Raw genomic sequence first — 25,739 nt, 5'->3', positions numbered from 1 at the left:
ATTTAAGCTACTCCTTTTCTATATTTCACGATAAGGCACCACCGACTTGGTGATATTTGCATTACATGCTTTTTTATTTTGCAAAAATGCCACGATTGCTGGGTACAATAAATCAAAATTGGGCGAGGGTCCCACGTACACATGCTCAAATAATTGTCCGTCGTGACGCATGCTTGCTATATCCAGCAAAATATAAGGTATAAGTGTAGTCTTGCTGCTCCTAAATTTAATATCTTCGCTTAAATAATCTTCATATAAGCGACTGACGATGCGCCATTCACATTCTTCATAAAATAACGGATCTTTAATTTGAATAAAGGTGTTTATCAATAAATTTTTAATTTGATGCAGCGCTCTTGGCGACGTGGGTTTTCTTAAAGATGCCTGAGTTAAATCTCTTTTATTTTCATCAAATAAGTTTAACAGTTTAGGGAAAAGTGCTTTTAAAATTTCAATTTGCTTATCTTTTTTATAGATGCATTTCACCAGCAGTAATTGGTTGGCTTTCGCATAGCATTCAAGATCTGCCACTTTAAATCCCAGGCTTACGCCGATGCCATAAGGAGTATATGCCCGCCACTGGCTTAATAGATTCCCTTTTTCCGAAAGGGAAAAAGAAAAAATATAGGGAGGATCTGCCTGCATGGCTTCAAGCCAATGCTGAATATATTCAAACAAATAAACACAGCGCCGGTACGCTTGTTGTTTCTTCATTTTTTCGAGCAATTCAACAAAATGGCTCATTCCATATTTGATTTCATGATAATCGTTTAGATAATAAATATGGGAAGCAATCAAAGACTTCGTGTCGACGATATTAAATAAAATATCATGGCTGGTATAATGATACAGGACATCAGGCTGTTTTGATTTCATGTTCATAGATCTCATATAGCAGAAAATTCAAGCTCCTGCTTTTGTCTCTCTTACACTTCGAATTCTTTATTTTTCTGCTGGCTAATGAGCTCTCGATAAATAAATCCACATTAATTAAAAAATCTGGCAAAATAAACGGCAGAAATACTTGGATTTGCTTAAAATTTCCCTTTCACTAGAATTATTAATTTTTTCTTTTATAATTAATTCGTTAAATTAACTCACGATAAGGATATCTCATGAAACAAAAGACTATTTATAGCTTAGTATTATCTTGCTCTTTACTGGCTGCATGCGCAAATAATCCGAATCCCAATTTTCCCATGATGACTGCGAAACAATCCAATTCACAAGTCGTTGGGGATTTGGTTGTGCTTAATAAAAATGAAATTGCTGCCGCTAATTTGGCTGCGAAAAAAGCCGCCAGCCCAACCGTTAGAAGATACGCGGCATTTTTAGCAAGAGAACATAGAACAAATTTACAAACTACCTTAAGCCTTGGACGTAAAATCGGCTCCCCTTCAGAAATGAGTGATCTCTCTCGCAGTTTGCAAACCCAGGGCCAGCAAGAAATGGCACAATTAAATTCATTAAGCAATGCTGCTTTTGATAGAGCTTATATTGATTCGATGGTTAAAGATCATCAAGAAGCCATTCAGTTGATTGATCAACAATTGCTTAAAAATTCCACCAATCCTACATTGACCAAGCATTTGGAAAAAACCCGTCATCACATTTCCATGCATTTGGAGAAAGCTCGTTTGATTCAACGCGAATTAAACGGCGTACAACAATAATTACTATCCGTGGTCTTGGATTTTAACCAAGACCACTTTTTCTGCATCAAAATGGTTTCATTACCATGAGATAAAAGACAATTAACAAGCTAATAAAAGCGGGCCATCCTAAAAGAAACCACCATCTAAAATAAAAAAAATACTCTTGTGGTAATGTTAAGCCACTCCTTGCCGCATAAACAGTAAGGTTGCGGATTTTAATTTGCAGAAAAACGACGGGTATCCAACACGCTGCGGCAATGAGATATCCAATAATACTTCCCAAAACCCATAATGAGGTGAAGGAATAACCGGCGATAAAAACCATCCATAATCCTGTCACAGGCTGTACTATGCCTGAAGTACCAGTGAATATCCAATCTACAAGGACTACATATTCATTGATGATGGCCATGGCATGTACATCCTTTTTGTAATGACCATACCACATCACGCATGCTGTGCCCAAACCGGTACCAAATAAAATAGTCGATGATACAATATGAATGTATTTCAGCCATAAATAGAGCATTTATTTTTTTTCCATAAAATACAACATGGCAATACTGACCAAAATGGGTATATTTTTTATAACAGGACCAAAAGGCTCCAGCCAGAAATAGGGTAACCTAAATGTAATGATCAAGGTATAAACCAAAATAACGACTATTTGTACTAGACAAATTAGTTTTGTTCGGTAGTTCAATAACAAAGCCATGCCAATGAGTGCATTAAGCATCGCAGCACTGTAAAGCAGCGGCGATTGCCAGGAAGAATTAATTCCTGACTCGCCCAGCAACTGGTAAGCGTCTTTTACAGAAACTGGCAAGAGACTGACCATTGCTGCTACTAACCACATAAAAGCCAAACTGATTCTTAACAGCGGTCGCATAAAAAACAATCGGGCATACCATTTATCCTGTATTGCTGCGGGTGTTTTGTTTAACCCCTCATTAAAATTCATGGGCGAAAACCCCGCTGCTTTAATGAATGCCTCTGTTTGCTCGGGAGTAGTCATATTGCCACGCTCTAACATTTGGATCGCAGCGGAATTTATCACCGAATAAGAAATATAATTTCCCACTACAGCAAAAATATTTATTAGTCTTATCGGGATACGAAGCAAACGCGCTTTCTTTAATCCCAGCCATTGGCGCAAGCTCAATAGGATGTTTTTCAGACTAATAGGCTTAGAAGATACCGCCGCTAACGTCAATGATGCGGAAATTTGCTTTTCGCAGAAATTTACTACAGCCTTGCTTAAATCGCTCACGTGGATGGGTTGAAAAGTTTGCTCGCCTTTACCTGGAATGGGTATCAACAGAGGTAATGCCGAAATAGTACGCAAAACTGTCATGCTGCCTGCAGATCCTGGCCCATAAATAAATGAAGGACGCAGAATAATGTAAGGGATCCCTAAAGAATGTAAACATTTCTCGGCTGCAAGTTTGCTCTTTGCATAATCATTGTCATAATTTTCAATGCCCAACGCAGAAATATGAATAATTTTCTTAATGCGCGCCTGCCGGGCTGCCTCATAAATGATCTTTGGCGTATTGTAGTGCAAAGCCCACATAATTTTTTTATCGTAATGATAAAAAATTCCTGCACAATTTATAATGACATCAATATTGGCAAGTCTTTGTAACCAAGCTGCGGTGGATTGTTCGTTTAAAAAATCACAAGTAAAAACTTGCGCATTTGGATAGCGGGCGCGGGCGCTCTCTTCCTGCCGCACTGCACATATAACTTGATGCCCTCTGTTAAGGAGTCTGGAAGTTACCCATGATCCTAAAAAACCTGAAGAGCCCAAGATTAAGATATTCATATATTAGCAACTTTTTTTTCTATTCGTAGAAAGTGCTTATAACCCAGGTACCCGCCCCAACAACTGGACAAAGCACCGATAAAAAAAAGCATAAATGTCAATATTGCATTCAAGACAATTTCTTTTTTATTGGTTTCAATATTAATGCTAAGAGGAGAATTGTGGGTCTTATGGGCTGCTGTTTCTGTAAGCATAGGAGCGCCATTGGTTAGTTTTACGCTTACTAGGTTGGAAGTAAAATTTGTATGAAACGCAGAATATTGAATCATATTGGTAATCAACATAAGAGTGAATATTAATAATACAGACCAAGCCAGGAATCCAATCAATACTCCCCAGTAGCGTGCCCATCCTGCCGGTGTTAATCTTCCTGCTATCCACCCGGTTAAAAACATGGCTATCACGGCCGCAAAACAGAAGAACAAGAATCCTAACAGTGAAAAATCGGTTCGACCTGACCAGGTTACTGAAAAGCTAACTATTCCAAGCCCCAAAGCTAAAAGATTTAATAAAAAATTCAAACCGACCCCAGCGATTGCCCCCGCTAAAATAGCTGACCATGAGACAGGAGAGTTTTTTATTTTTAATGTCATTTTTATACGCTGCGTATGGTAAATAAAATTAATAAAATAAAACCAATAACGGCTATGGAGCCATGGCCCAGGGCAAACGCCTTGGGAATATTGCCGCCGGTAATGTCTTTATAAAAAAGCACGAAACCGCCTAATGCTGCCAAAATGAAGACAGTTAATGCAGCAAGCGGTCCTTGATAAAAAAAAGAATAAACAATTAACAAAACAATGCCTGTTGCAGCGAAAAAACCGTGGATAATAGCTACGCCTTTAGGGGTATTTTTCCCTTGCAGCACATAACTTAATAAAAATATACCCAATGAGGCAGCAAGAGCAAAAACGATAATGGCTAATATGAGCATGTTTTCTCCGATGCGTCTATTTTTCGTATTTTTTTAAATTAGCTAAGGCCGGTCCCTCAATGAATTCGCCTTCGTGGCTAAAACGGCTGCCGTGGCAAGGACAATCCCAGGTTTTTTCGGCTTCATTCCACTTTACAATGCATTTCATGTGTGGACAAACAGCCGATACGATGTGAACCTGATTCTGGTTGCGGCATACAGCCCATTTTTCACGATTGATTTGCACTACCTTCCCTTCGCCTTCCTGCAAGGCCGCCAAATCATTGTGTTCAGATAAAGGCAAATCCTGCACATATTGGCCTAAAACATTGATATTTTCTTTGCTCACAAAGGGTAAGGAGGTAAATAACTTATGGCGGTTGGCTGCAAATAAGCCTTCCGGAGCAGATTTACCCGCGGCAATCCTATCCGCAATAAAAATCCCTGCTACAGTGCCATATACTAGACCATCGGCAAAATATCCGGTCGCGGCATAAGTGTGATGCGACATGGATGATGCCAAACCAATATAGGGAATATCATCGGCAGATCGATAGTGTTGCGCGGACCACTCATAAGCAAATTCAGCAGCCGGGAAAATCTCCCTAAAGCAAGTCTTAAGCTTGGTAAAATGAGCTTGCATATCGTGTCCTTGCCCCGTTTTATGGTGATCACCAGTCATCATGAGAATATCTGGAGAGGAGCCCTTTACCGCATGCGTACTATATGTATGCTTGGTGTCCAAATCCCATAAATGCACGTCCGGCACCACCGCCTGCTGCTTTAAAAAGGCTGAAACCACATAACTGCGATAGGGCGCGGTAAACATTTGCTTTAAGTTAATTCCAATGGGCGTATGCGTCGCCATGATCACATGCTCTGCAGTTATTTTTCCTTTTTGTGTAGATACAGTACATAATTTATCTTCGCAGTAATGGTCAACCCGGCTGTCTTCGAAAATAAGGCAACCGCGATTGGCTAAATCTTCAGCCATGGAAATGACGTATTGGAGCGGGTTAAATCTGGCTTGGTTTGGTATCAATAAAGCTTTTTTAAATTTAAACTCAAGGGGCAATTCTTGCGTGTACTGGGCATTGATTCCCATCTTATCAAAAAATGCAAATTCTTTTTCTAAAAAAGACGCTTTTTCACCTGCAGTAAAAGCATACCATGGCCTGCGGGTGAAATTGCATTGAATTCCCTTTTCTTGCACATTTTTTTCAATATAATCAATAGCAAATCGCCGATATTGTGCGACTTCGAGAACTGTTTTTTCATCAAATTTTTGCGCGATGGTTTGATAAAAAGGTTGAACCGGAATATAAAGATTTCCCGTAGAGCAAGCTGTAGTCACCCCTCCTATTTTATGGGCTTCAAGGAGGGCCACCTTTTTTCCAGCTAGCAGCAATTGGTTGGCTGCAGTTATCCCGGTAATGCCTCCGCCAATAATGCATACATCCACTTCAATATCTTCTACAAGCTGGGGATAGGAAGCAGAGCTTTTACTTAGTGTTTTCCACAATGCATGGGAGATCATCATCACCTTCCTGGCAATAAGGTTTCCGTCGAAAGAATTGAATTAGTTCTTAGTACGAATGCTATTTAAATTAATCCCATACTAGGAGGTGGACTTTGAAATGTCAAATTGTAAGAAGCGATAAGACACGACGGGGTTTTGTTCAGCCGTTTTATTTTTCCTACTTTTTCAGAGGAAAATCCAAGGCTGTCAAAACACCCATCTGTATATATTTTAGACAAAAAATCCACTTTCGTCCAGTTTCCATGGATTCCTTATCTGTTTTTAATAGACAAGTGATGTAAAAGATTTTCTTAAAACCGCGGGCTTATCATTTGAATTATTGATGCAGCTATTCTATTTTTAAATAGCTAATTATCCATAAGATAGTTGATAATTGGCTTTATTTTTATGCGTAAAAACTCTAATGGAATGACCAAGATAAGGAAATTATCATGAATAAAAATGCCTCTAATTTTAATATCTCTGATGAAAATAAATCCAATAAGAATGCTTTTCACCAACAAATAAAAGAAGAAGCACAAAAAATAAATGGCCACCTTGAAGAACATAAAGAAACCTTCATGAATGCGCTTGAAGGTGTTAAAAGCAAATTCTGTGAAACAATTGAAGCTAAACCGTTATCTTCCGTATTAATCGCTGGCGGCATAGGCTTTTTGCTATCTTTTGTTTTACGCCAAAATCATCATCACAAACAGTAATAGGAGAATTTCATGTTTCTTAATAAAGACCAAAATAACCTGATGAAAGAAATGAAATTTCCCTTCATGGACTTAATGGAAAAACAAGTTGACCTTTATTTAAAAAGCGGGCATTTATTATTGGATTACTTTGAAAAAACGTTTTCTTTATTTACTAATAACTTATTTGAAACATCCAATGAATTACGGCGCTCGCAAGAACACATGTCTGCACTCATGAATAATGGCAAAAATGAGAGTAAGGAAAAAAATGCGGCTTCATTCAACACGCAACATTCCATGCCAAATTCTAAAACCAGTGGGGCTAATGCGAAAAAAACGAATAAGTGAATTATTTAGACATGCCCTTAAAGTGGCATGTCTTCTTTTCATCCCTTCTCTATTTCCTTTGGTGGCATTCGCTCAAGAAAACAAACCATTTATAGCCATTATTTCCAACATTCCAGCAGGCATTAAAAGTGAAATGGAAAAATATACCTGGCATCCCGAATGCCCGGTTCCGCTAAACAAACTGAGCTATATCAAAATGCGTTACTGGGGGTTTGATAATAAACCTCACATGGGGGAAATGATTGTCAATAAATCTCTGGCCACTGAAATAACCAAAATTTTTAAATTTCTTTACGAGCATAAATTTCCTATTGAACGCATGGAACTCATGCACCAATTTAAAGGCGATGATGACGCTTCGATGTTAGCAAATAATACCAGTGCCTTTAATTGTCGCGCACTGACGGGATTACCCGGCATGTATTCACAACACAGTTATGGACGCGCCATTGATATTAACCCGCGAATTAATCCCTATGTAAAAGGGAAAATCATATTGCCTTTAAATGGCACCAAATTTATAGACAGACAGGAAACCTATCCTGGGAAAATTACCAGCATTAGCTTAGTTTATACAATTTTTAAACAGCATGGGTGGGATTGGGGCGGCAATTGGTACGATGTGCAAGACTATCAGCATTTTGAAAAAAGAGTTCATGGTGAAAAACGTAATCCTTACGGATATAAACCATGGCTATGGGAATAAATAACCGCGACAATTGGCTTTCGCGGGCGATGTTGAAAATATAATTCCAGGGATGCTTTTGCGGTTTCAGTAGAGATAAGAGGATCAACGACTATAATGCCTTCAGGGCCCTTCAATAAAGTGATGATGGATAGATCCGCTGTACGCACTTGAAAATGTTTACAGGCTCCTTGAACACCCGCCCAAACTAATCAGCTTCGCCTGACGCCACAAGCTGGGATTTACAGTTTTTGGCACATCTGCATTATTCTGAATGAAAGTTTCTCTAACAGACTCTTATGATAACGACATGCTTCTTTTAATAGCAATATATTAAATGACAAATTAACTTATCTAATCAGGTATAAGCAAATTTAGACGTAATTTATTGAAATATAGTACATTTTGGTAAGCAAGCCGTACGATAAACCGACTTGCTTGCGCTTGAATGGAACAAGAAGGTCATTTAAATATTTATGTTTTGATAATACTGAACCTTCCTGTCATGCATTTGTTCTTTAATCATGTAGGCATCTTCCTCAGACAATACGTCTTTGGCTTGATCAAAGATTTCGCTTTCTTCTTCGTCTACATGGTGCTCCACAATTTCCTTAAGCTTCTGCACCTTTTTTTCCAAATCAGCCATGGAATCCATAGAATTCATGACTTCTTTTAGCTGCTTTTCAATGTCTTGATGCTCTTTTCTGCCGTGCAATACTTCTTCTTTGCTTTCATTAAAACTTTCTAGCAATTTGTAAAAAGTATCTTGCTCGGACCGAGCATGCACCAGTAATTCTTGCGCCAGAAAATCAATAATTTCTTTTTTGCGCTCATGCGTTTTAGCATCTGCAAATTGTTTAAATAAATCAGAAACTTTCCTGTGGTCCTTCTTTAAATAGTCATAAATATCCATAGCCTACTCCTTATGGCGTCATTACCACTTTAATGCAGCCATTTTCCTTTTCATTAAATGTTTCATAAGCTTTGGGAGCATCTTTTAATTTGATTCGATGCGTAATAATGGCTGAGGGATCAATTTTGTCATCGACAATGGTTTTAAGTAGAGGCTTTAGATAACGCTGTACATGCGTTTGCCCCATTTTAAATGTTAATCCTTTATTCATGGCTGCACCAAAAGGAATATTATCCAGATTTTGCAGGTAAACTCCGGGTATGGAAATTGTCCCTCCTTTAGCACAGCACCGAATTGCCTCTCTTAATACATGCGACCGATCAGTTAATAAATAAGCCGCTTGTTTTATTCTATCCATAATCGAATCAAATGTTGGACCTACATGAGCCTCGCAGCCTACAGCATCGATGCAGCATTCTGGACCCTTGCCCTTAGTGATAGCCATTAACGCATCGTATACATCTTCTTCGGTAAAATTAATAGTTTCCGCCTTCCCTAATTTCTCTGCCATTTTTAGGCGCTCGGGTACGCAATCTATAGCTATAACCCGCCCAGCTCCCAACATCCAGGCACTTTGAATGGCGAATTGTCCTACCGGCCCGCAACCCCAAATAGCGACTGTATCACCTTCCTGAATGTTGCAATTTTCAGCTGCCATATATCCCGTGGGAAAAATATCTGTTAAAAATAAAACTTTTTCATCCGGTATTTCATTTGGAATTTTAATAGGACCAACGTGCGAGTAAGGTACGCGTACGAATTCAGCTTGACCGCCGGAGAAACCGCCCAATAAATGCGAATAGCCAAAGATACCAGAAGGCGACATGCCCATTTGCTCGCGAGCCAATTCAGCATTGGGATTGGTATGATCACAGTGTGAAAATAATTTCTGTTCGCAATAATTGCAGTGCCCGCACGAAATCGTAAAGGGTACGACCACCTTATCGCCGACTTTTAATTTGCGGTTTCCGCGCCCTACTTCCACCACTTCGCCCATAAATTCATGGCCTAAAATGTCTCCTGATTCCATCATCGGGAGCAAACCATTAAAAATATGAAGATCAGAGCCACAAATCGCGGTCGATGTAACACGTATTATCGCATCATGATCATTGATTAATTTGGGCTCAGGCACTTCATCAATTCTTACATCCCTTTTTCCATGCCAACATAACGCTTTCATAACCACCTCCATGTTTTTTGCGTGCTCCTATCCTTTAAGTACGCTAAAGTTAGTATAGCAAACTCAAATTGCTTATCAAAAAGTCATTTTGGATTAAAATATTCCATTTGACATGGCAATACCATTTCTTTTCTTATTCTTTGGCGAGAATGAATGCTTCTTCGAGCCACAATGACAGCAATTAATCAGGTCAAATTTTACTCACAACATAGAATTTGTTTTTGTAAAAAAATAAGCAATTTTTTTACAATTCTGGTGAATTATTTTATCATCTTGCCTCCCGGCTACTTAGTTATTTCCTCAACGGATCAGATTGAATGCAAGATTGCACCAAAACAGATATTTGGAAAAAATTAGAAGAGCTTGCTCGCCTAATTCCATTCAATAAATCCACGGTAAATGCCGCAAAATTAGTTTCTGCTTGCAATATTACCCTTGATTATCGCCATCAATACTTAAATGAGGAAATATTTGAACTGTTGCTAGTCCTAGCCAATCATTGTGAATTAAAACAAAAAATTGAAGCTTTAATGCAAGGTGAGCAAGTAAATCACAGCGAACAAAGACCTGCACTGCATACTGCTTTGCGTGCGCCTGATCACTTGTCTATTCAGGTCAACGGCCAAGACGTGATGCAACAAGTGCGTCAAACCAGACATGATATTAAACTCATTGCTGAAAAAATTCGTAGCAAAAAATGGTTGGGATATTCAGGAAAACCCATCACTGATATCATTAACATAGGCATTGGCGGCTCTGATTTAGGACCGCGGTTTTGCCTGCAAGCCCTAGCCGAATTCACTGCCCCTGAACTCAATTATCATTTTATTTCAGATGCCGATCCGAATCGCTTTGAGAAAACAGTAGCCCGTTTGCACCCGGAAACCACCCTTTTCATTGTTGCTTCCAAATCATTCACCACTCAGGAAACGCTGTGGAATGCCCAAAAAGCTATAGCCTGGATTGGAAAAAAAACTAATTGGCAGCAACATTTCATTGGTGTAACAGCCAATCTTGACGCAGCACATGCATTTGGATTACGTACCGTCTTGCCCATATGGCCTTGGGTAGGAGGACGCTACTCCTTTTGTTCGGCAATAAATCTTATTGCAGCCATCGCACTTGGCTATGAGCAATTTAATCATTTGTTGGCAGGCGCCCACAGCATGGATGAGCATTTTGCCCAAACGTCTTTTGGCGATAATCTGCCGGTCTTACTAGCCTTGTTTGGTATCTGGAACAATAATTTTCTAGCCATTCATAATTTGCTCATCTTGACTTACGCACAACAACTCGAACAATTTGTCCCTTATATTCAGCAATTGGATATGGAAAGCAATGGCAAATCGATAGACCAACAGGGTAAAAGCGTACATTATGCTACCGGGCCTTTAGTGTGGGGAGGTTCAGGCAATCAAGTGCAGCACAGTTATTACCAATTGCTTTGCCAGGGAACTCATAAGATCACTGCAGATTTTATCACCATGGATGCCTTCAATGGTCAGTTTATCAATGAAATAGCAGCGGCGAAGATGCAGGTACTGGCTCACGGCGTAGCTTCTCATGACAATCCCAACGGGTTTATCCCAGGGATCCCTTTAAACCACATTCGCATGAAAAATTGCACGCCCTATAGCATTGGCGCTTTAGTGGCTTTATATGAGCATAAGATTTTCACGCAAAGCGTTATATGGAATATCAACCCTTTTGATCAACCCGGAGTGGAAAGTGCAAAACAGAATGCAGCATTCGCAACCAAAATAAATACTGCGATTTCATAAAATGAATTGCTTTATTTTTTGACAAATTGCTCCAATATACTATACTTAAATTGAAGATAAGTGATTCCTTTATGGAATTGGATCTTCGACAGAAACCACCCTTGCGGTGGTTTTTGCCTTTTATAGGATTATTTTTCATAAGGATGCTCATGAAACATTCAAAATATAACCCGCAACCGCACATGGAAAAAAGTTCAAAAATCAATCGCCAGGATAAACAAAGCAATTTACACGGTAGCGAAATGGATAAAACGGATAAAAAAAATAAAACCATGACAAGGGAGCACAATCGCAAACAGGATTAAGGGATACAAGGGAGCTTGTCACTCAGCCACTTGAGTAAAATTTTATCTTTATTACGGCTGCGGATTAACACATGATTTTCCTCAATCCATTTTTCTAACCGTTTGTCTTGCCACCAGGCGATGATATCGGGCTCAATATAGCTTTTTTGACAGACAGCAACGGTATGGCCCAGTAATTGAGCCACTTGTTTAATGACGGCTTTAAGCTTTCCTTTTTCTGTAGGAAGTTGCAGCTTATGAGCACAGATAAGCCCATATAGAGTTTCGCGGCATGCAGTCCAAGTCCTGAAATCTTTTGCCGTGAAGGGCTGTTGTGTTATCTCTTGCAAATAACCGTTTACGTCTTGTGACGTGATTACATTAATTTGATTTTGCGCATCAAGATATTTAAATATTTCATACCCAGGAATTTCTTCACATTTTTTAATAAGATTGATTATTTTTTTATCGGTTAGAATAATATGCCAAAATTTTCCGTTTTTTCCGACAAAGTCCAATATGACTTTATTTTTGTGGATGCTTACGTGTTTTTTACGCAATGTTGTGATCCCATAAGAATTGTTCTGCTTGGCATAAACAGGGGTACCAATGCGTATGCAAGCATGGTCAAGCAAATAAATAATGGCGCAAATGATTTGCGATTTGCTCAAGCTTAGAGGTTTATTCAATTCATAGCGGATTTTTCTCCGGATACGTGAAAGGGAGTGGCCAAACTGCACCATAGACGTAAATTTTTGCTGTTCGCGCAGTTGCCGCCATAATGGATGATAAATGTATTGTTTACGCCCACGCTCGTCCCTGCCCGTTGCTTGAATGTGACCATTTGCATAGCGACAGATCCAGACATTCTTATACGCTGGCGGAATGGCCAATGAGTTAATTCGTTCTAAAATTCTTGCCTCCGTCACTTTTTCCCCGTTCATCCAGTAATAAACGAACCCCCGGCCAAATTTACGCCGGCAAATGCCAGGGGACGTATCCTTTACATAACGGAGCGATGCTTTTTCTGCAATTTGCTCACACTCTTCTATCGTATACATTCTTACTTTAATTTAAGGGCTACCTTAATCCAGCCTTCCTTGCGAGCATCGAATTGCTGATATGCTTGCAAAATATTATCCATCGGTTTTTTTTGCGTGAGAATATGTAGTGGAGCGATGCGTTTATCCTCAATTAAGGATAATAATTTTGGGATATAAGCCCGATGTGGACAATTACCCATTACAATGCGTAAATTTTTATTCATCGCATCACCAATCGGGTAAACTTTAAATTCCGGCGGATAAACCCCCACAATAGAAATCGTGCCGCATTTAGCCGCCAATTTTACTCCTTCCCGCAAGGTATAACTGGGCGCATTTCCTGGTATCCAATGCTGTTTTTGGTTTTGATAATTGGGCACTAAACTTACGACTTCTTCTGCAAATTCAGCCTTATTTTTCTGGGCGATGGCAGCAGCAGGGCCATGCTCTGGGGCAAATGCATCAATTCCCACGGCATCAATCACCACATCCGCCAAAGAACCATTGGTTAGTTCCTTGAGTACAGCCACTGGATCATCTTCATTAAAATTAATGCATTCAGCGCCTTGATCTCTGGCCATATCCAAACGCGATGGAAGTGCATCGACTGCAAATATCCTTGAAATCCCGCGCAATTTTAAACTGGCAATCACAAATTGTCCGACAGGGCCACAGCCCAAGACCACAGCCACCTGACCGGGTTTAACTTTGGCCATGTCCACGGCAAAATAAGCCGTAGGAAAAATATCGGAAACAAGAATAGCTTCATCATCTGACACTGCATCGGAGAGTTTAACAAGATTGTTATTGGCAAAAGGTACGCGCACGTATTCGGCTTGGCAACCATTGAGCGGTCCTGTTGCTTCCGGCCCCCCATAAAATGCGGTTCCTGCCTCCGGGCCGTTAGGATTAGCTTCATCGCATTGAGAATAACAAGCTTTGCGGCACATGGGGCAATAACCACAAGACACGGTAGAAGGGATGACTACCCGCTCGCCTTTTTTAAAATTACGTACTCCTTTTCCCACTTCGACCACCACCCCCACGGCTTCGTGGCCTAATATAGTGCCTTCTTTCATGGGACCCATGGTGCCGCGAATAAAATGTAAATCGGTGCCGCAAATAGCTGAAGTCGTGATTTGTACGATGGCATCATATTCATCTTCGATAGAAGGCTCATCAACTTCATCCAAGCGGATATCGCCTATGGCGTGGAAGACTAAAGCTTTCATATAACCTCCCTGTAGACAAGGTTTCAGCATTCTCATCATATTGCCAAGAAACCAAGATAAGCCGTTCTGCACGGTTTTTGCAAAGGCTTATGGAGCGATAAGACTCTAAATTAAATAGTAGTAAACGCCAATAATTTTGGCAATTTACCCAATTAATATCCAATGGGTCCCTATTAGCGAACTTCAGAGGCTAGCAAGGCGCCATCTTCCAACGAAAAACGACAACCTTTGACCAAAATATTAACGACTAAATTTTCTATAAAGATAGGCTCTCTTTCCCGAGCTTTGGAGAGGTTGGTATTTTTAACAAATTTACCATTAATGGTTACGACGGTCCCGGAACCAATGCAAGTGGCTTCCGTACCTTTCTTGACACTAATCGCTGTATCTTCACCCAAGCCTATACCCAGATGTTCAGAATTACTAATTACTGCCTGTGCCAAGCGTCCAAACCTTCCTCTTTTGATGAAATGAGTATCGATGATACAAAAAGGCACTACCCCAAATCCCCCAGCTACCTTGACGGTATCTTTTAATAAAGCTTCTGTGACCGGTGCTTCCTCTATCATGAGTGCGGATAAAAACATGGCACCGGCACTGGTGCCGGCTATCAAAAAATTGGCATCTTCTTCATAACGCTTTTTAATTAACTGGGTAAGTGGAGTTCCGCATAAAATTTGGGCAAGGCGGGATTGATCGCCCCCGGTAAAAAACACCACGTCCGCTTTTTCAATACGAGCCAAGATGTTTTTATCATGAGCTTCTTCTTTTTCCTCGATATAAGTAAAATTAGGACAAGAATACCCCATTTTATCAAACGCTTCTTCATAGCGCGCCCTGACGGCTTCTGGCTGACGTGTTCCTGTAGTAATGAATTCAATGCGATTATCCCGCGATGCTTTGTTTACCACGTCCTTTAAAATTTCAAACTCTTCGAATTTTCTGTTTTCTTCTCTTTCCTGTTGTGCATATTCATCGCCAATATCTTCTGCGCCACCAATTAACAGCAATTGTCCCTTACAGTTCATAGTTTAGCTCCTTAGCTTGCCCTGCTCGTTCTATTGCTTGCAAATAATCAAGCGTTGCAAACACATTTTCAGGACAGATTACGATAAAACAGTCAGAGTCAGCTTGTGCGATCGCATGTTGAAGCGCGGTTAATTCGTCAGCAATAACCAAAACAGGAATGCAGGGATTAAACTCCCGGATTCCTTCTTGCAGATAATGCGTGATGGCATCCGCTGTTTTCCCCCTGCCGTCTTTATCCAAGCGAATGATAATTTCATCATACATTTGCGCTGCATAAAAACCTATGTTGCGAATATCCTCAGGTCGCCTGTCGCCAGGAGAGCCAATAATCCCTATTTTTTTGCGGCATTTTACTCGTTCAACAAATTTCTTAAGTTCAAGATACGCAGCCTTGTTATGGGCATAATCGACAAGCACCTTAAATTTATTGAATTCAAATAAATTCATTCGCCCAGGAAGACTAGTAGAAGAAGCAGGAAAATATTGCAGCCAGGACACAATTTCTTCTGGGGTAAACCCACTGATAATACCTGCCAAAATAGCCGCCAAAATATTTTGCACCATACAGGTCGCCGTACCGGCATAAGTTAAGGGGATATCGCTTATTTTGACAAAAGTCGTTTTAATATCTCCCTTAACAAGAATGATGCAATCATTTTCTACAACAGCAGCAAGTCCGCCCTGCTTGCAATGCTCCGCAATTCTGGAGTTATTGGCATGCATGCTGAACAAGGCAGTGTGACAGCGTAATTCTTTTTTGAGCACATAAACCCAGTCATCATCCGCATTTAAAATGGCATAACCATCTTTCATAGTGCTGTAAGCAACTACGCTTTTTACCCGTGCGAGCTCCTCTAAAGTATCGATGCCTTCCATGCCTAAATGATCTTCTGCAATATTTAAAATAATGCTGATATTGCATTTGTCGAATCCCAATCCTGAACGCAAAATTCCACCGCGAGCACACTCAAAAACGGCAAAGTCGATCATTGGATCGCGAAGAATGGTTTTCGCACTGATTGGCCCGCTGCAGTCGCCTTTATAGAGCAATTCATGGTTGATATAAATTCCTTCCGTGGTCGTGTGCCCTACAATATAACCTGCCTGCCTTGCTAAATGCGCCACCAAACGTACCGTCGTGGTTTTGCCATTAGTGCCGGTTACGGCAACGATTGGTATGCGGGCGCTGGATTGGTGCGGGTAGAGCATATCTACTATATGTGTGGCAACATTTCGTGCCTGACCTGCAGACGGTAATAAATGCATGCGCAGGCCGGGAGCCGCATTGACTTCAATAATAGCCCCATTGGAATTTGCCAAAGGCTCTTCCACGGTTGTAGCGATCACGTCCAAACCACAAACATCAAGGTTTAAAATACGGGCAACGCGTTCGGCAAGAAATTTGTTTTTAGGATGCACTCGATCGGTAACATCTATAGCACTTCCTCCCGAACTAAGATTCGCTGTGTATTTTAGATAAATGATTCTTCCTTGGGGTAAAACCATGTCTGGGGTTAGCTGTTGTTCTTTTAAACAAGCGAGAGCGAGATCATCGAGTTTTATTTTAGTGAGGAAATTTCCATGATCCTCACCCCGCTGCGGATCTTGATTAATTTCCTCAACCAGTTCTGCAATGGTTGAGCATCCATTCCCAATTACCCGTGGCGAAATGCGCCTGGCAACTGCAACCAGTTTAAAGTTAATCACCAGAAACCGGTAATCATCACCTTCTACATAACGTTCGACAACGACTTGCAAAGAAATATTCTGCGCCAGCTGAAACGCATGCAATGCTTTTTCTTGTGTACAGATATTTGTCGTTACCCCGCGGCCATGATTTCCGTCAATAGGTTTTATAACCAGTGGAAAACCCAATTTCTGCATGGCTGCGTTTAATTGCTCAGGATTATTGACTACTTCTCCTACGGGTACAGGCACCATCGCTGCCGCAAGCATTTGTTTGGTTAATGCTTTATCTGCAGCAATATCCACACCAATGCTGCTGGTATGAGCTGATAAAGTGGCACAGAGTAATTTTTGTTTATAGCCTTGCCCTAATAAAACCAAAGAATCGTTATCAAGACGCATGTATGGAATATCACGTTTTTGCGCCTCATTGACGATGGCTTTGGTACTGATGCCAAAGCCATCGTCTCTATGAATTTTCTTTAAAACTTCAATGTCTTCTTGCAATTGTGAATAGGAATTACAGCGGAGGAGATGGTTGACCAAATTTACCGCAGCCGTAGCAGCATAAAGTCCGGCATTTTCAATTTCATAAGAAAAAACGACATGATAAACGCCGCGGCTTCCTGTTTTTTGGCGTGTACGTCCAAAATTACATTCCATGCCGGCCAATGTCTGTAATTCAAGAGCAATGTGTTCCACAACATGCCCAAGCCAGGTTCCTTCCTTTAGCCGCTCTATAAAACCGCCCTCATGTCCATAAGAGCAATGATGCGTATGCAATGAAGGCATTAAACGGATTAAGGCATTGGTAAATCCATCAAGAGTATTAGTAGGCCGGTCTTCGTAAGCTTTTAAATCCAGTTTTATTTCAATCAAATTTTGGCGGGAATTTGACCAATAATTCGGTCCTTTCAATACTTTAACATTCAATATTTCCATATATTAAATCTTATAAAGTAATGCGGTTTAAAAACTATAGAACAATTTATGACAAATTCCAGCTGTTTTTTTGGATTTATTTTTAATTTAACTGTTTGATAAAGAATGAATTATTTTTTATCTTTTCTGAAATTTTTTAAGGCAACTTTTTTACCGGGCAAATGGAAAAATCGTGGATACGCCAGCTTAGTTTATAAATATTTTCGCGGGCTTGCTCAATGTTTTCCAATAAATGTGCAGAAGAACGCGGAACAATGAAAGCTTCACCATAATATACATGCCCGTCTTCACGGACTCTTATTTCAACTTCTCTTACCCAAGCTTCTCTTTGTAAATATTTTTTAATTTTTCTTATCAATGGATCAATACTATCACGCTCAACGTTTGTGGGGGTTTCATCCAATAACCCGAAAACCGCATGCTTGGTGTTGGTAAATCCGTCTTTTATGATATCCAAGGAAATAAGTATGGCAATCAGCGCATCGCACCACCACCATCCTAAACCAATGCCAATGACCCCCAAAATTCCTCCTGATGCAGCTACCCAGTCCGCGCGGTTCGTACGCCCGTCAACATATAAGATTTTGTCATGAAGTTGTTTGGCCAGGCGTATTTTTATAGTGCCCAAGATGTATGGAACAATGACTTTATACAACATGATAAGAATAATGAAGTAACCTAACCAAATTGCATGGCCAAATAACATAATGGTAGGGATAACGGGTTTTTCCAATTTAAGAAGCACATGCAATCCATCGAATAAAAGAAATAAACCAATGCCAGCGAGTGCTACAGAAGAAATTAAAAAAGCAATTTTTACAATGCTATGGAAACCGTATGGAAAATAAACCGAAGGTTTGCGAAAAAAGATTTTCGAAGTCATTAAGAATGAGGCGGGGCCGGTTAAGCTTAACATATCTTCCAACCAAATGGTTTTCATTGTCTGAATATTTCCCATTACCAAGTAAGTCATGATGATGACAGAAATAAGAAAACCAATGCTCAGCCATTCAATGCGTTGTGCCTTTTTATAAACAGGTTCCAAATCTTTGGGAAATTCAAAATCTTTAGATTTGTACATCGCAATTTCCTTAAAAAGATTATGGAATAATTTCTCCGCCGTTTGGATGTAAGATTTGCCCAGTAATAAAAGTGCTGTCTTTGCATGCAAGAAAAATATAACAAGGAGCAATATCAGCAGGCTGCGCGGGTTTATTCATCGGTGACTGTGAGCCAAATTCAGCCACTTCTTGCGCCGAAAAGCTCGCGGGAATCAAAGGAGTCCATACAGGACCAGGCGCCACACCATTCACCCGTATCCCCTTTTCCACCAATAAGGTGGCTAACGAACGCGTCAATGACACAATGGCACCTTTGGTTGCAGAATAATCAACCAAATGCTCACTGCCACGAAAGGCTGTAACCGAAGTGGTGTTTATGATTACATCACCCTCTTTCAGGTGCGAAAGGGCTTCCTGGATCATGAAAAAATAGGAAAATACATTCGTGTAAAAAACCTTGCGTAAAGTTTGCGGGGATATTTTTTCAATTTTCTTAGTTGGATACTGCACGGCTATGTTATTAATTAAAACATTGATTTGTCCGAAGCGCTGCAAACATTCCTGTATCACTTCTTTACAAGCCGCTCGCTCCGTTAAATCTTTTTGAATGCCGATCGCTTCACCGCGCATCGTTTGAATTTGGTTTATGGTTTCGTCAGCGTCCGCAGTTTCATTTAAATACACAAATGCAACTTTTGCCCCTTCTGCAATAGCATGATAAGCCACGGCGCGACCAATCCCGCTATCACCCCCTGTGATGAGCACGACTTTGCCCTTGAGTTTATCAGCTGGGTGATAATCTTTATACATTGAAATAGGCAGCGGGCGCATCTCACTTTGCATGCCAGGTTGCACAGCCTGCGTTTGTTCAGGGTTGATGGTCTTATCCTTTTGCACTATATCGCAAATATGTTTAAGCTCTTCAATTTCAGGGTGCTCTTTCTCATCCTTACCTTTATTGTTCATGGCTGACTCCATTATCCATATTCTTTAGGTATAGCAAATCTTGCTGTTTACGGGTTAATTGCTCTTTAAGATAAAGTGCATTCTTAGGCGCACAAGCCTTTTCATCATTATCGAAGTAGCAAAATATATGCCTGTTTTGTTTGCGCCAGCTTATTAATTTTTCTGCATAGTCAGTGAGCATTGTTCTGCTGTAAGAGCCGTGATAGGGTTGCTGCTGTGGACCATGCAGGCGAATGTACACCAGATCGCTGGTGAGAATTTCTGGCGCCTGGTAGTTTTTATAATCATAAAAACATAATGAAATGTGCTGTTTTTCCAAGAGTGCATAGACTGCAGCGCAAAACCAACTTTTATTTCTAAACTCAAAAGTATAGCGGTATTCTCGTGACAAATGCTTCAGAAAATCCTGGAGGCGGGATAAATCCAGGGAAAAACTTGGAGGAAATTGAAATAAAATCGGTCCTAATTTTGCATCAAATGCGGCAAAAATTTCCAGCATCTTATCAAGACTTTCTTTACTATCATTTAAACGCTTCATATGCGTGATGTAGCGGTGAGCCTTTAAGGAAAAAATAAAATCTTGAGGGGTGGATTCACACCATGTCTTCACAGAATTTAGTTTGGGCAATTGGTAGAAACTGTTATTCAATTCAACGCTGGTAAAATATTGTGCGTAAAAAGGCAACCACTCTTTCGCTTTTAAATCTTTGGGATAAAATTGCCCTTTCCAACTGTTGAAACTCCACCCGGAAGTTCCAATTTGGAAATGATCCTCCATCTTTGTATCCTCAAAATTAATGCTGCCTGCCCCGCTCCCACTCCTCGCTATCATCAAGCGGTTGCACAGCATTTGTTTTATCCAAATGAATCATACAATCGAATTGGTACGGTAAACGGGTAAAATAATAATGGCTCGCACGTTCTGTTTCAGGACGATATACAACGCCTATTGCACGCTGCAAGCGGGGAATTTTTAAAAAATGCTCCAATTCTCGATTTGTTAAATCTAAAATAAAATTTTTATATTGCAGGGCATGAAACAAGTCTTCATAGCTGCCCTTGAGAGCTGGGATCACTTTTTTATATTCCGCGGGCGCGTCCCAATTGGAAGCAGCGGTTACAAATCCCTCATAAGTGGAAAACCCAATTAAATAGGTATGCGGATGATATTGCTCACGGACTAATTGGCCGATGTTTACTTCCCCGTCTTCGCCCATTTCAGTAGCTCTAGCATCGCCAATATGCGAATTATGTGCCCAGATAATCATCTTAGCCGGCCTGTTGAACCGGGTTTCTAAATGATCAGTCAATACATTAACCATTTCTGCCATATGCCGATCGCGGATATTCCAGGAAGATGTATGTTCTGCAAACATGGAGCGATAATAAGTTTCTGCGTTTTTTACCAATCGTGCATTCTGGGTGGCAAAAAAATAATTTTCTTCCATATCGGAGTTGTCTTTGCAAAGATAATCAAAAGCCCGGTGCTGTAGCTCCAATAATTGTTCCACGGCTTCTTTGATACAATTTTTTTTAATTCCGGCATAAGCGAGATAACCATAAGCTTGTGGATCAATATGAATGTGGTTAAAACAGGCATATCGCTGCTCGGCACGATGCGCTGCTTTTGCATCTACCTTATATAAATATTGAATAACCGCCTGCATAGATGAATGCAGGCTATATAAATCCAACCCGTAAAACCCTATCTTTGGCATGCGCAAAATTGCTTGCTGTTTGTTAAATGTATGCAACCAATTTAAGAAAGGAGGCATTGCCGTATTTCGCCACATCCAGGTAGGGAAACGTTTAAATCCTGCCAATGCATCATTGATGTCGGAATTATCTTTTTGCTGGATGAAACGGTGGATGCAATAAGCATCCGGCCAGTCGCCTTCTATAGCCACAGCCATAAAACCTTTTTTCTCGAGCAATTGTTTGGTAATTTGACTCCGTATTTGGTAAAACTCATGAGTTCCATGTGTTGCTTCGCCTATAAGCACAAAGCGGGCATCGCCAATTTTATTTAATAAATAATCGCATTTATCTTCAGTTAAGGGATGGGCAGCTTCATCAAGAATGGCAACAAGCTTTTGCTGTATGTGTACACTCACAATAATCCTTTAAGGGAGCATTTATAAAAATTATATTAGTATGGTTTTGGCTAATTTACTGAACCGATGTAATTTGTATCCCGCTGTTTAAAATAACAAAACCAAGCTTTTTTTCATAAAATCAAGGGTATTTTAGAAAAAAGTATTGAGAAATGAGTTAATTTTAGGTTATGTTGGATTAACCCAATTAAAATGGGCTATATTAACAATTGTCATTTAAGGACAAATGCAATTGCCAGCCGGAAGCTTCATGGAGTAACTGGCCGACGATTGATAAGCTTAGCAAAAGGAGGAATTATGGCTACAGGCGAAGTCAAATGGTTCAACAATGCCAAAGGATGGGGCTTTATTGTTCCTGAAGGAGGCGGCGACGATATTTTTGTTCACTTCTCAGCAATTCAAGGCACAGGTTACAAAACCTTAATTGCAGGTCAGGCAGTGAGTTTCGATCTTGAGCGTGGGGAACGCGGTTTACATGCCACCAATGTAGCAGCCCTGCACGAAGCAGTCTTAGAATAATTAGTACAAACAATCTCACTTCGGGTAAACTATGTCTCAATGACACAGCAAGCAATTGCTGTGTCGCCAGTTTTTTAATTCCGGAACATCATTGCCAAATGCAACACGGTTTATTATTACTCAACTTAGGTACGCCTGCCAGCCCGGACGTCCCGGCTGTGAGACGTTACCTGCGTCAATTTTTAGCCGATAAACGGGTGATTGCTTTACCAGCACCCCTGCGCTACCTGCTTTTATACGGGATTATCCTGCCCTTTAGGCCCAAACAAACTGCACGCGCCTATAAAGCCATTTGGACAGAGCATGGTTCGCCATTGCTTTATCATGGCAAAAAATTGGCTGATAAATTACAAGCAGAACTTGGGACAAACTGCAAAGTGGTGCTAGCCATGCGCTATGGAGAACCCTCCATAGCAAAAGCACTGCAGGAATTACATTCTTGTGACCACATTACAGTCTTGCCTTTATATCCCCAATATTCATCTGCTGCGACCGGCTCAACCCTCGAAGAAGTAATGCGCCAACTCAGCATCCGCTCTACGATACCTTTTTTAAATATAATCCGGGACTTCCACCAATTCCCCGGTTTTATCCAGGCACAGGCAGCCAAAATAAAACCTTATCTCAACGATCATGATTATATTTTACTGAGTTATCACGGTCTGCCGGAAAATCACCTTTTAAAAAACGCGTGTAAAACCCACTGCCAAACTGGCTGCAATAAAAAATCACCTGGCCATCCTAGCTGTTACCGCGCGCAATGCATAAAAACTTCGACGCTACTGGCGTTAGAGTTGCAACTCAGGCAGCATCAATTCGGCATGTCATTTCAATCCCGCCTGGGAAAAACCCCGTGGATTAAACCTTATACCGACCATATGCTAACCGAGCTCGCCAGACGCGGCATAAAACGTCTTGCAGTGGCTTGCCCCTCTTTTGTCTCTGACTGTCTGGAAACCCTGGAAGAAATTGGCATGCGCGCGCGCGAAGACTGGCAAAAATTGGGCGGTGAAAAATTTACCTTAATCCCTTGTGTGAACGACGATGATGTTTGGGTGCAAGAACTACTTAATTTGACCAATTTGAAATAAAAATGATCTTTTATCATAAAAATTGCAAAAGTATATTTTTATGCTATATCCATTGAATAACAGAAATTATTACTTTTTAATAATGTTTTTTTTAATGTGAGCGATAGTCTTCATAGGTCGGGACGCCAATTTGACTCTTACCTGGTGGAGGTAGATTATGAGCAATAAACAATTCTCAGAACGCCTGAATAAAGAATTAGATGAAATTGGCGTCCCACAACGTGCGGATGAACGCGTGGAAGTATTTGCCAAACTAATCAATATACCACGCGGCAAGGCGGAAGCGATTCTAAATGGCAATATCCATTCTGGTACCCCACTATTGCAACTCATTGCCGAAGAATTGGAAGTCAATCCGGAATGGCTACTCGGCAAAAGTGATAAACGACATAATTGATGGCCTTGCTGCATCTTATGGTTCATCCGTGAACCGCGCGCTTAACCTTGAAAACGTTTATTCACCCCAATCGGTTTGGCGTGTTTTTCGATATAACTGATGATTTCCCCGGCAATATTAATCTGGGTGGTTTTTTCAATTGCCTCCAGACCAGGTGATGAATTGATTTCGAGAACCAAAGGTCCGTGATTTGAACGTAATATATCCACGCCTGCCACTTTTAAGCCCATGGTTTTAGCGGCTGCAACCGCTATAGTACGTTCTTGCGGAGACAATTTTACTTCATGAGCTTTGCCCCCCTGATGCACATTGGCACGAAATTCTCCCTCTTTGGCCTGCCGCTTTATGGCAGCCACTATTTTATCGCCAATCACCAAACAGCGAATATCGGTTCCTCGCGATTCTTTAATGAATTCCTGCACTAAAATATTGACGTGCATTTCTTTAAACGCATTGATGATGCTGACTGCGGATTGATGCGTATCCGCTAAAATAACGCCCTTACCCTGGGTACCTTCCAGCAACTTAATCACCAATGGCGCTCCGCCCACCATGCGAATTAAATCTTCGGTATCTCCCGGCGATTGGGCAAAACTTGTTAAAGGCATGGGTATGCCCTTGCGTGCTAACAATTGCAATGCCCTGAACTTATCACGAGAACGCGAGATGGCAATGGACTCATTAAGGGTATACATTCCCATGGTTTCCATGTGACGCAAAACGGCGGTTCCATAAAATGTATTTGATGCGCCAATCCGTGGGATCACCGCATCGAAATGTGGTAAAGGCTCTCCACCACGGTAATGAACCTGGGGCTTAGAAGCCGCCACATTCATATAACAATATAAAGGATTAATGATTTTGATTTCATGACCCGCTTCTTCACCGGCCATTTTTAAGCGTTTATGAGAATACAACTCACCATTAGTCGCAAGAATCGCGATTTTCATATATCTATATTTCCTTCTTCATTTTTATTTTAAATCCACAAAGAATTTGGCTTGAGGCCAACACAAATGAAAGAGCTGATAAGAAAAGTTTAGAACACCTTCACTGTACTCGCTTGGTATCTAAATTAAAATAACTATGTAATTATCCTCTAAACTCGCAGGAAAGTGTATTTTTTTTACACTCGTTTTTAAAAAATTTTAAACCAGTTAACTGCCTTCGCCTTTGGAGTTTCGCAAAGGCAGTCGTTGATTTGCTTATGAAACAAGCAACAGATAATCTTGCGCCAACAGTTCGGCTTGGTGAGGGGTGGTGAAAAAAGCTTGCAAATGCCCTTGCCGGTCGAAAAGCATAACCGTTCCCGTATGTTCCATATCATAATCATCAGGATTTTCATCCTTTAAGGCAATCTTGGCATAAGCAACACCTAATTCTTTCGTCATGCGCTTGATGGTATCCTCGTCTCCCCTCGCTCCATAAAAGTGCGGGTTAAACCCTTTCACGTATTGCGCCAATTTTTTCAAGCTGTCGCGTTGTGGATCGATGGTGATCATGACTACTTTAGGCATGATTTTTGCGCCTTTCTCTTCCAAGATACGATACATTTTGCTAAGTTGCGCCATGGTGGTGGGGCAAAGATAACCGCAATTGGTAAAACCAAAGAACACCATAGTCCATTGCCCTTGCAAACTATCCTTGCCAAATGTTTTCTCATCAATACCAGACAAAGAAAAATCGCCGATTTCACGGGGATTTTCTAATAAAGTCCCATGAAACTCACTCATATCCACATGCTTTTTAGCATGCATGTGCTGGGAAACAAACAACCCAGCAATTAATGCGGCTACAGCAATCAAACTAATTACCGTCATTACAATCCGGTTTTTTCGAGCAGACATCTTAC

At 40.6% G+C, this 25,739-nt stretch carries 28 protein-coding genes; 9 read left to right on the top strand and 19 right to left on the bottom strand.

From position 1 onward, the window contains the following. Positions 1-18: 18 nt before the first annotated feature. Entirely contained in the window at positions 19-876 is an 858-nt protein-coding gene (locus ELY11_RS01310; protein WP_158614980.1) for a DUF2971 domain-containing protein, read from the bottom strand. A 239-nt stretch (positions 877-1,115) separates the two neighbouring features. On the opposite strand from ELY11_RS01310, the gene ELY11_RS01305 reads away from it, so the two are divergent. Continuing rightward, positions 1,116-1,673, top strand: a complete 558-nt coding sequence (locus ELY11_RS01305; RefSeq protein ID WP_127032359.1) for a DUF4142 domain-containing protein — start codon at positions 1,116-1,118, stop codon at positions 1,671-1,673. A 46-nt stretch (positions 1,674-1,719) separates the two neighbouring features. On the opposite strand, the gene ELY11_RS01300 is transcribed toward ELY11_RS01305, so the two are convergent. Genes ELY11_RS01300 through ELY11_RS01280 form a run of 5 tightly spaced genes read right to left on the bottom strand, consistent with a single transcriptional unit; the run spans position 1,720 to position 5,933 of the window. Beyond that, the gene (locus ELY11_RS01300; RefSeq protein WP_126953992.1) at positions 1,720-2,184 is read right to left on the bottom strand and encodes a DUF2269 family protein; all 465 of its coding nucleotides are present in this window, start codon (positions 2,182-2,184) and stop codon (positions 1,720-1,722) included. Further along, a complete protein-coding gene (locus tag ELY11_RS01295; RefSeq protein ID WP_127032358.1) occupies positions 2,185-3,480 on the bottom strand; it encodes an SDR family oxidoreductase in 1,296 nt (431 codons plus the stop codon). It abuts the gene before it with no gap. Further along, positions 3,477-4,073 carry a hypothetical protein gene (locus ELY11_RS01290; protein ID WP_126953990.1) on the bottom strand — a complete coding sequence of 199 codons (597 nt, stop codon included), beginning with the start codon at positions 4,071-4,073 and terminating at the stop codon, positions 3,477-3,479. Before ELY11_RS01290 ends, ELY11_RS01295 begins: the two co-directional genes overlap by 4 nt. A 2-nt stretch (positions 4,074-4,075) precedes the next feature. Beyond that, positions 4,076-4,414, bottom strand: coding sequence for a hypothetical protein (locus ELY11_RS01285; RefSeq protein ID WP_126953989.1), 339 nt, complete (start codon positions 4,412-4,414; stop codon positions 4,076-4,078). Positions 4,415-4,430: 16 nt separating this feature from the next. Further along, positions 4,431-5,933, bottom strand: coding sequence for an FAD-dependent oxidoreductase (locus ELY11_RS01280; RefSeq protein ID WP_127032357.1), 1,503 nt, complete (start codon positions 5,931-5,933; stop codon positions 4,431-4,433). Positions 5,934-6,364: 431 nt separating this feature from the next. Here ELY11_RS01280 and ELY11_RS01275 point away from each other — a divergent pair, with 431 nt between their 5' ends. Genes ELY11_RS01275 through ELY11_RS01270 form a run of 3 tightly spaced genes read left to right on the top strand, consistent with a single transcriptional unit; the run spans position 6,365 to position 7,667 of the window. Then, positions 6,365-6,631 (top strand): hypothetical protein, encoded by a 267-nt coding sequence (locus ELY11_RS01275; protein ID WP_126953987.1) that lies wholly within the window; start codon positions 6,365-6,367, stop codon positions 6,629-6,631. Between the two features lie 12 nt (positions 6,632-6,643). Continuing rightward, positions 6,644-6,961 (top strand): hypothetical protein, encoded by a 318-nt coding sequence (locus ELY11_RS12355; protein WP_127111375.1) that lies wholly within the window; start codon positions 6,644-6,646, stop codon positions 6,959-6,961. After that, positions 6,939-7,667: a M15 family metallopeptidase gene (locus tag ELY11_RS01270; RefSeq protein WP_158615159.1), complete on the top strand. Its 729-nt coding sequence runs from the start codon at positions 6,939-6,941 to the stop codon at positions 7,665-7,667. Before ELY11_RS12355 ends, ELY11_RS01270 begins: the two co-directional genes overlap by 23 nt. Here the strand turns inward: ELY11_RS01270 and ELY11_RS12460 are convergent. The 3 genes from ELY11_RS12460 to ELY11_RS01255 form a co-directional block, all read right to left on the bottom strand. Then, positions 7,637-7,816 (bottom strand): MBL fold metallo-hydrolase, encoded by a 180-nt coding sequence (locus ELY11_RS12460; protein ID WP_199741502.1) that lies wholly within the window; start codon positions 7,814-7,816, stop codon positions 7,637-7,639. The genes ELY11_RS01270 and ELY11_RS12460 overlap by 31 nt on opposite strands. Positions 7,817-8,112: 296 nt before the next feature. Further along, on the bottom strand, positions 8,113-8,559 hold the full coding sequence (locus ELY11_RS01260) for a hemerythrin domain-containing protein (RefSeq protein ID WP_127032355.1): 447 nt from the start codon (positions 8,557-8,559) through the stop codon (positions 8,113-8,115). Positions 8,560-8,569: 10 nt separating this feature from the next. After that, positions 8,570-9,742, bottom strand: coding sequence for a zinc-dependent alcohol dehydrogenase (locus ELY11_RS01255; RefSeq protein WP_126953984.1), 1,173 nt, complete (start codon positions 9,740-9,742; stop codon positions 8,570-8,572). 317 nt (positions 9,743-10,059) lie between these two features. Between ELY11_RS01255 and pgi the strand changes: the two genes are divergently transcribed. Together pgi and ELY11_RS12350 are read left to right on the top strand one after the other, a co-directional pair. Beyond that, positions 10,060-11,523: a glucose-6-phosphate isomerase gene (gene pgi / locus ELY11_RS01250; protein ID WP_126953983.1), complete on the top strand. Its 1,464-nt coding sequence runs from the start codon at positions 10,060-10,062 to the stop codon at positions 11,521-11,523. A 149-nt stretch (positions 11,524-11,672) separates the two neighbouring features. Continuing rightward, a complete protein-coding gene (locus tag ELY11_RS12350; protein ID WP_158614978.1) occupies positions 11,673-11,828 on the top strand; it encodes a hypothetical protein in 156 nt (51 codons plus the stop codon). Here the strand turns inward: ELY11_RS12350 and ELY11_RS01245 are convergent. The 8 genes from ELY11_RS01245 to ELY11_RS01210 all read right to left on the bottom strand — a co-directional run bounded on the left by ELY11_RS01245 (position 11,825) and on the right by ELY11_RS01210 (position 21,880). Then, a complete protein-coding gene (locus tag ELY11_RS01245) occupies positions 11,825-12,868 on the bottom strand; it encodes a DNA topoisomerase IB (protein WP_127032354.1) in 1,044 nt (347 codons plus the stop codon). The two genes, ELY11_RS12350 and ELY11_RS01245, sit on opposite strands and share 4 nt — an antisense overlap. Positions 12,869-12,870: 2 nt before the next feature. Continuing rightward, a complete protein-coding gene (locus tag ELY11_RS01240; protein ID WP_127032353.1) occupies positions 12,871-14,082 on the bottom strand; it encodes an alcohol dehydrogenase catalytic domain-containing protein in 1,212 nt (403 codons plus the stop codon). Between the two features lie 173 nt (positions 14,083-14,255). After that, positions 14,256-15,110 (bottom strand): cyanophycinase, encoded by an 855-nt coding sequence (locus ELY11_RS01235; protein WP_126953980.1) that lies wholly within the window; start codon positions 15,108-15,110, stop codon positions 14,256-14,258. Next, a complete protein-coding gene (gene cphA, locus ELY11_RS01230; RefSeq protein ID WP_127032352.1) occupies positions 15,100-17,739 on the bottom strand; it encodes a cyanophycin synthetase in 2,640 nt (879 codons plus the stop codon). The genes ELY11_RS01235 and cphA overlap by 11 nt, the downstream gene beginning before the upstream one ends. A 136-nt stretch (positions 17,740-17,875) precedes the next feature. Then, positions 17,876-18,820: a cation transporter gene (locus ELY11_RS01225; RefSeq protein ID WP_126953978.1), complete on the bottom strand. Its 945-nt coding sequence runs from the start codon at positions 18,818-18,820 to the stop codon at positions 17,876-17,878. 19 nt (positions 18,821-18,839) lie between these two features. Next, positions 18,840-19,766: an SDR family oxidoreductase gene (locus ELY11_RS01220; RefSeq protein ID WP_199737594.1), complete on the bottom strand. Its 927-nt coding sequence runs from the start codon at positions 19,764-19,766 to the stop codon at positions 18,840-18,842. Beyond that, positions 19,756-20,544 (bottom strand): DUF72 domain-containing protein, encoded by a 789-nt coding sequence (locus ELY11_RS01215; protein ID WP_199737592.1) that lies wholly within the window; start codon positions 20,542-20,544, stop codon positions 19,756-19,758. Before ELY11_RS01215 ends, ELY11_RS01220 begins: the two co-directional genes overlap by 11 nt. A gap of 16 nt (positions 20,545-20,560) precedes the next feature. Next, positions 20,561-21,880 (bottom strand): erythromycin esterase family protein, encoded by a 1,320-nt coding sequence (locus tag ELY11_RS01210; protein WP_127032351.1) that lies wholly within the window; start codon positions 21,878-21,880, stop codon positions 20,561-20,563. Between the two features lie 297 nt (positions 21,881-22,177). Here ELY11_RS01210 and ELY11_RS01205 point away from each other — a divergent pair, with 297 nt between their 5' ends. The 3 genes from ELY11_RS01205 to ELY11_RS01195 all read left to right on the top strand — a co-directional run bounded on the left by ELY11_RS01205 (position 22,178) and on the right by ELY11_RS01195 (position 23,887). After that, positions 22,178-22,399 (top strand): cold-shock protein, encoded by a 222-nt coding sequence (locus ELY11_RS01205; RefSeq protein ID WP_126953975.1) that lies wholly within the window; start codon positions 22,178-22,180, stop codon positions 22,397-22,399. Between the two features lie 98 nt (positions 22,400-22,497). Further along, positions 22,498-23,490 (top strand): ferrochelatase, encoded by a 993-nt coding sequence (hemH, locus tag ELY11_RS01200; RefSeq protein WP_127032350.1) that lies wholly within the window; start codon positions 22,498-22,500, stop codon positions 23,488-23,490. 157 nt (positions 23,491-23,647) lie between these two features. Continuing rightward, entirely contained in the window at positions 23,648-23,887 is a 240-nt protein-coding gene (locus ELY11_RS01195; RefSeq protein WP_126953973.1) for a hypothetical protein, read from the top strand. A 41-nt stretch (positions 23,888-23,928) separates the two neighbouring features. Here ELY11_RS01195 and rimK read toward each other — a convergent pair whose 3' ends face one another. Further along, positions 23,929-24,837 (bottom strand): 30S ribosomal protein S6--L-glutamate ligase, encoded by a 909-nt coding sequence (rimK, locus tag ELY11_RS01190; RefSeq protein ID WP_126953972.1) that lies wholly within the window; start codon positions 24,835-24,837, stop codon positions 23,929-23,931. A 255-nt stretch (positions 24,838-25,092) separates the two neighbouring features. Further along, entirely contained in the window at positions 25,093-25,734 is a 642-nt protein-coding gene (locus ELY11_RS01185) for an SCO family protein (protein WP_127032349.1), read from the bottom strand. Positions 25,735-25,739: the final 5 nt, after the last annotated feature.

It is taken from the genome of Legionella septentrionalis, assembly GCF_003989745.1.
Taxonomy (GTDB): domain Bacteria; phylum Pseudomonadota; class Gammaproteobacteria; order Legionellales; family Legionellaceae; genus Legionella_A; species Legionella_A septentrionalis.
Note: the sequence above shows the minus strand (reverse complement) of the source record. Positions and strands in the feature narration are given on the sequence as shown.